Annotated in this window: 3 protein-coding genes; 2 read left to right on the top strand and 1 reads right to left on the bottom strand. The window is 71.7% G+C overall.

Features of this window, described 5'->3' with window-relative positions; all coding sequences use genetic code 11:
* Positions 1–64 precede the first annotated feature (64 nt).
* Entirely contained in the window at positions 65–3,346 is a 3,282-nt protein-coding gene (locus ACWGIU_RS26090; RefSeq protein ID WP_453709650.1) for a S41 family peptidase, read from the bottom strand.
* Between the two features lie 152 nt (positions 3,347–3,498).
* Here ACWGIU_RS26090 and ACWGIU_RS26085 point away from each other — a divergent pair, with 152 nt between their 5' ends.
* Both ACWGIU_RS26085 and ACWGIU_RS26080 read left to right on the top strand, forming a co-directional pair.
* A complete protein-coding gene (locus tag ACWGIU_RS26085) occupies positions 3,499–4,089 on the top strand; it encodes a TetR/AcrR family transcriptional regulator (protein ID WP_030717084.1) in 591 nt (196 codons plus the stop codon).
* Positions 4,090–4,219: 130 nt separating this feature from the next.
* Positions 4,220–6,421, top strand: coding sequence for an MMPL family transporter (locus tag ACWGIU_RS26080; RefSeq protein WP_453709648.1), 2,202 nt, complete (start codon positions 4,220–4,222; stop codon positions 6,419–6,421).
* Positions 6,422–6,423: the final 2 nt, after the last annotated feature.

Raw genomic sequence — 6,423 nt, 5'->3', positions numbered from 1 at the left:
GCCGCTGTTCCGGGGGATCGCGCCCCTCCCGCATGTGGGACCGCTCATTCCCGTGCGGGACCGCTCACTCCCTTGGTGGCAGCTTCGGACGGCGCCGGTCCGGTACGTCCGTGTAGCCGGGCGGCACCGCGGCCGGGTCCTGTTCCAGCAGTTCCAGCGCCAGGTGCACGGCGTCGTCCAGTTGGGCGTGCCGCCCCTCCGCCCAGTCGAGGGGAGTGCGCTGGATCTCCAGGTCCGGCTCCACGCCGTGGTTCTCCACCGACCAGCCGTACTCCGGGAACCAGGCGGCGTTCATCGGCACCGTGATCACCGTGCCGTCCCCGAGGGTATGGCGGCCGGTCATGCCGACCACCCCGCCCCAGGTGCGCAGGCCCACCACCGGCCCCAGGCCCAGCAGTTTGAAGGCCGCGGTGATCATGTCCCCGTCCGAGGAGGTCGCCTCGTCGGCCAGCGCCACGATCGGACCCCGTGGCGCGTTGGAGGCGTACGAGACCGGCTGGGCGTTGCGCGTCAGGTCCCAGCCGAGGATGGAACGGGTCAGCTTCTCCACCACCAGCTCGCTGATGTGCCCGCCCGCGTTGCCGCGTACGTCCACGATCAGCGCGGGCCGGGACATCTCCATCCGCAGGTCGCGGTTGAACTGGGCCCAGCCCGAGCCGCCCATGTCGGGGATGTGGAGGTAACCGCACCGGCCGCCGCTGATCTCCCGGACCGCCTCGCGCCGCTTGGACACCCAGTCCTGGTAGCGCAGCGGCCGTTCGTCGATCAGCGGCACGATGGCGACCCGGCGGGCCCGGCCCTCGCCCGCCGCCGGCTGGAAGGTCAGCTCCACCGTGGTTCCGCCCGCCGCCGCCAGCAGCGGGTAGGGCCCGGCGATCGGGTCCACCGGACGGCCGTCCACGTGGGTGAGCACGGCGCCCTCCCGGATACCGGTGCCGGCCAGCGGGGAGCGGGCCTTGGAGTCCGAGGACTCGCCGGGGAGGATCCGGCTGACCACCCATTCCCCGTCCCGGGGGAAGAGGTTGGCGCCGAGCAGTCCGATGGCCCGCTGGTAGTGCGGGGGGCCTTCGTTGCGGCGCGCGGGGGAGACGTAGGCGTGCGAGGTGCCGAGTTCGCCGAGGACCTCGCGCAGCAGGTCGGCGAACTCGTCGGGGGAGGCGACCCGTTCGACCATGGAGCGGTACTGGGCCAGCACGCCGTCCCAGTCGATGCCGCACATCTTCGGCTCCCAGAAGTACGCGCGGATGATCCGCCCGGCCTCCTCGTAGGCCTGGCGCCACTCGGCCGCGGGGTCCACCTCGTGCAGGATGCGCCGCAGGTCCAGGTAGACGGTCGAATCGCTGTCGCCCGACTCGGTCGCCGGGACGGCGCGCAGGTCGCCGTCGTCGTTGATCACGAGCCGGGTGCCGTCGCCGCTGACCGCGAACCAGTCCAGCCCCGAGGCCAGTTCGGTCTTGCGGGCCTTGGTGAGGTCGAAGTGCTCCAGCGTCGGCTTGCCGCTGATGTCGGCCGGGTTGGCGAAGGTCTCGCCGAGCGCGCCCGAGATCGGCCAGCGCAGCCACACCAGCCCGCCGCCGTGCACCGGGTACAGGGCCGAGTACTTGGACGCGGTCACCGGGAACGGGGTGACGCGGCTCTCCAGACCTTCGACCTCCACGGTCACGGCGCCGTCGCCGTCGCCCGCGTCGCCCTCCGCCAGGTCCAGTCCGCCGGCCGCGGGCCGGCCCTCGGCGGAGAGCGCGAAGGGCGAGGGGGTCGCGGAGTTCAGCGGCACCAGGTACGGGCGGCAGCCCAGCGGGAAGGACAGGTCGCCGGTGTGCACGTCGTAGACCGGGTCGAAACCGCGCCAGGACAGGAAGGCCAGGTAGCGCCCGTCCCGGGTGAAGACCGGATTCTCGTCCTCGAAGCGGCCGTTGGTGACGTCGACGACGACGCGGGCGCCGGGGCCGGAGATGCGGGCCATCTTGATCTGCCGCAGCGAGCGCCCGATGCCCGGATGCGACCAGGTCAGCCACGCCCCGTCGGGGGAGAAGGCCAGGTCGGTGACGGGGCCGTTGATGGACCGGATCAGCTCGGTGACCTCGCCGTCGGACTCCTCGGTGGCGTCGATGAGCAGAAGCCGGCCGTCGTGGGAGGCGATGGCGAGCCGCTCGCCTTCCGGGTCCGAGAGCAGCTCGGTGACCCGCCCCAGCTCGCCCGAGGCCAGCCGGCGCGGCTCCCGTTCCCCGGAGGCCCGCGGCAGGTAGGCGATCTCGATCGCGTCCTCGCCCTCGGCGTCGGTGACGTAGGCGACCTGTCCGCCGCTGCCGAGCATCTCCGGCAGCCGTACCCGCACGCCCGGGGTGTCGGCGATGGTGCGCGCCGGGCCGTCGCGGTGAGTCAGCCAGTAGAGGCTGCCGCGCACCACGACCGCGCTGGCGCGCCCGGTGGCGTCCACGGAGAGCGAGTCGACGTGGCTGGCGGCCGGTACCTGGTACGTACGCCGGCCCGCGCGCGGGCCGGCGAGGCGGACGTCGAGCTTGCGCGGGACGGCGTCCCGCGCAAGGGACTCGACGAGCCAGAGGTCGCCCGCGCACTGGTAGACGACGCGGGAACCGTCGCTGGAGGCGTGCCGGGCGTAGAACTCGTCGTGATCGGTGTGGCGGCGCAGATCGGTGCCGTCGGGCAGGCAGGAGTACAGGTTGCCGATGCCCTCGTGGTCGGAGAGGAAGGCGATCCTGCCGTCCACGAACATCGGGGAGTCGAGGTGGCCCTCGACGTCCTCCAGCAGCCGCTGCCCGTGCAGCCACAGCCGGCCGGTGGCGCCGCCTCGGTAGCGCTTCCAGGCGGCGGGCTCGTGCGGGGGCTTGCCGGTGAGCAGCAGGGAGTGCCGCTCGCCCCCGTCCGTGGCGTGGACCTGGATGTCGGAGACGGGTCCCCAGGGCAGGCGGCCGCCGGGGCTGCCGTCGGTCGGGAGGGTGTAGGCCCAGGCGAAGTAGGAGAAGGGCTGGCCGTGCGAGGACACGGCCAGGATGTCGCTGCGGCCGTCCTCGTCGGGCGGGGTCCAGCCGCAGACGCGGGTGTCGAGGGCGCCCCAGTAGCTCAGCCGGCGGGAGGGGCCGCCGTCGACGGGGGCGAGATGGATCTCCGGGTCGAGGCTGCGCCAGCTGGTGAAGGCGATGTGCCTGCCGTCGGGGGAGAACCGCGGGTGGCCGACGCGGGTCCGGTCGACGGTGATGCGCCAGGCCCGTCCGGGGGTCCGGCCGTCGGGGACCAGCGGGGCGACCCAGAGATCGTCCTCGGCGGCGAAGCAGAGAAGGTCGTCGTGCAGGTGCGGGAACCGGAGGTACGCGACGTCGTGACTCACCCCCCAATGCTTTCCGCGGAGGGAGGCCCTGGCAACTCGTACAGGTGATCCATGACACTCCGCCAAGCGAAACGGAACGGTTTCGTTTCGCTTGGGGTGGGGGTATGGTCTTAAGCGTACGGAACAGTTTCGCTTCGACGGGAGGCACGGACATGACCGAGGCGATGGCGGCCCGGCGTAGCCGGATCACCCCCGAGCGGCAGGCCGAACTGCACGAGGCGGTCCTCGACCTCCTGCGTGACGTCGGCTACGAGGCGCTGACCATGGACGCGGTCGCCGCCCGTACGAAGTCCAGCAAGGCCACCCTCTACCGCCAGTGGGGGAGCAAGCCGGAGCTGGTCGCCAAGGCCCTGCGCTGCACGCAGCCGGTCTCGCTGCGCGAGATCGACACGGGCAGCCTGCGCGGGGACTTCGCACGCATGGTCGAGCACTCCGACGACGCGCAGATGGCCAAGGACACCGCGCTGATGCGGGGTCTGGCCCATGCTGTCCACGAGAGCCCGGAGCTGCACAAGGCCCTGCGCGACCTGTTGGTCGACCCGGAGATCAACGGTCTCCAGGCGATGCTGCGGCGCGCGGTGGACCGGGGCGAGATCCGCCCGGACTGTCCCGCGCTCGACTTCGTACCGCACATGCTCATCGGGGCGTTCATCGCGCTCCCGCTGATCGAGGACCGTCCGGTGGACCGGGCCTTCCTCGGTGACTTCATCGACGCCGTGGTCTTCCCCGCCCTCGGCGTCTGATCCTCGACCCTCCCCGTCCCCAGCACGGCCTCCTCGCTGCTCCTGACACGCCGCTCTCGTCGTCGGGCCGGCTCTCCACGCCCTGATCCGAACCGGATCCATCCCACGACCTGAACGGGAGAACCACGACGTGGCAACCTTCCTCTACCGACTCGGCAGGGGCGCCTTCCGGCGCCGCGGCCTCGTCGCCCTCCTCTGGGTGGCGCTGCTGTTCGCCGCCGGCTTCGGCGCCGCCTCGGCCGGCGCGCCCACCTCCGGCTCCTTCTCGATACCCGGCACGGAGGCCCAGAAGGCCTTCGACCTGCTGGACAAGCGCTTCCCGGGGATGGCCGCCGACGGCGCCACCGCCCGGATCGTCATCAAGGCCCCCGAGGGCGCCAAGGTCACCGACCCCGGCCCCAAGGCCGAGGTGCAGAAGATCGTCACCGGGCTGAAGACCGGACCGGGCGCGGCGGAGATCTCCTCCGTCGCCGACCCGTACGAGGCCCAGGCCGTGAGCCAGGACGGCTCCACCGCCTACATCAGCGCCAAGTACACCGTCAGCGGCATGGAGCTGAAGGACGACACCCGCGAGGCGCTCAAGGACTCCGGCGAGGCCGCCAAGGCCGCCGGCCTGAACGTCCAGATCGGTGGCGACGCGCTGATGGCGGCCCCCGAGACGGGCTCGGGCGAGATCATCGGCATCGCGGTCGCCGCGATCGTGCTCGTCATCACGTTCGGCTCGCTGATCGCGGCCGGTCTGCCGCTGCTGACCGCCCTGATCGGTGTGGGCATCGGCGTCTCCTCCATCACCGCGCTCGCCAACGTGCTGGACCTCGGCAACACCACCGCCACCCTCGCGACGATGATCGGCCTCGCGGTCGGCATCGACTACGCCCTCTTCATCGTCTCCCGCTACCGCGTGGAGCTCGCCGAGGGCCGGGCGCGCGACGAGGCCGCGGGCCGCGCCGTCGGCACCGCCGGTTCCGCCGTCGTGTTCGCGGGTCTGACCGTGGTCATCGCCCTGGTGGGCCTGGCCGTCGTGAACATCCCGATGCTGACCAAGATGGGCTTCGCGGCCGCGGGCACCGTGGTCATCGCCGTGCTCGTCGCACTGACCCTGGTCCCGGCCATCCTCGCCTTCGCGGGCAAGAAGGTGCTGCCGGCGGGCGAGAAGAGCCGGCTGTTCGGCAAGGGCAAGCCGGCGGGCGCCGAGAAGAAGGCCAACGGCGGCACCCGCTGGGCCCGCTTCGTCCTGCGCCGCCCGGTCATGGTGCTGCTGGCCGGTGTGATCGGCCTCGGTGTCATCGCCATCCCGGCGAGCAAGCTGGAGATGGGCCTGCCGGACGACGGCGCCCAGCCGGTCTCCACCACCCAGCGCCAGGCCTACGACCTGCTGTCCGACGGCTTCGGCCCGGGCTTCAACGGCCCGCTGATGGTGGTCGTCGACGGGGACAAGGCGCTGGCCGACTCCACCGCCGACCGGATCAAGGGCCTGGACGGGGTCGTCGCGGTCACCCCGCCGACCCTCAACGAGGCCGGCGACGCCGCGGTGATCACCGTCATCCCGAAGGACCGCCCGTCCTCCACGCACACCGAGGAACTGGTCCACACGATCCGTGACGGCAGCGGGGACGACGTCCTCGTCACCGGCGCCACCGCGATGAACATCGACTTCTCGCAGAAGATGAACGACGCGCTGCTGCCCTACCTGGCGCTCGTCGTGGGCCTCGCCTTCCTGCTGCTGATGCTCGTCTTCCGCTCGATCCTGGTCCCGCTCAAGGCGGCCCTCGGCTTCCTGCTCTCGGTCGTCGCCGCCCTCGGCGCCGTCGTCGCGGTCTTCCAGTGGGGCTGGCTCGGCTCGGTCTTCGGAGTGGAGCAGACCGGTCCGATCATGTCGATGATGCCGATCTTCATGGTGGGTGTCGTCTTCGGTCTCGCCATGGACTACGAGGTCTTCCTCGTCACCCGCATGCGGGAGGCGTACGTCCACGGCGAGCGCCCGGGCCAGGCCGTGGTCACCGGCTTCCGGTACAGCGCGCGGGTCGTCGTGGCCGCCGCCGTCATCATGATCGCGGTGTTCGCGGGCTTCATCGGGGCCAGCGAGCAGATGGTCAAGATGATCGGCTTCGGTCTGGCCGTCGCCGTCTTCTTCGACGCCTTCGTGGTCCGCATGGCCATCGTCCCGGCGGTGCTCGCCCTGCTCGGGCACAAGGCCTGGTGGCTGCCGAAGTGGCTGGACCGGCTGCTGCCGAACGTGGACGTGGAGGGCGAGAGCCTGCGCAAGCACCTGGAGGGGTCCTCGGACTCCACGGAGGGACCGGACAAGGACCGCGAGCTGGTCAACGCCTGAAC

This window comes from Streptomyces sp. NPDC054840 (genome assembly GCF_053611065.1).
Note: the sequence above shows the minus strand (reverse complement) of the source record. Positions and strands in the feature narration are given on the sequence as shown.

Excerpts from the sequence above, each read along its gene's own strand:
- ACWGIU_RS26085 (WP_030717084.1), top strand. The coding sequence starts at position 3,499 with ATGACCGAGGCGATGGCGGCCCGGCGTAGCCGGATCACCCCCGAGCGG.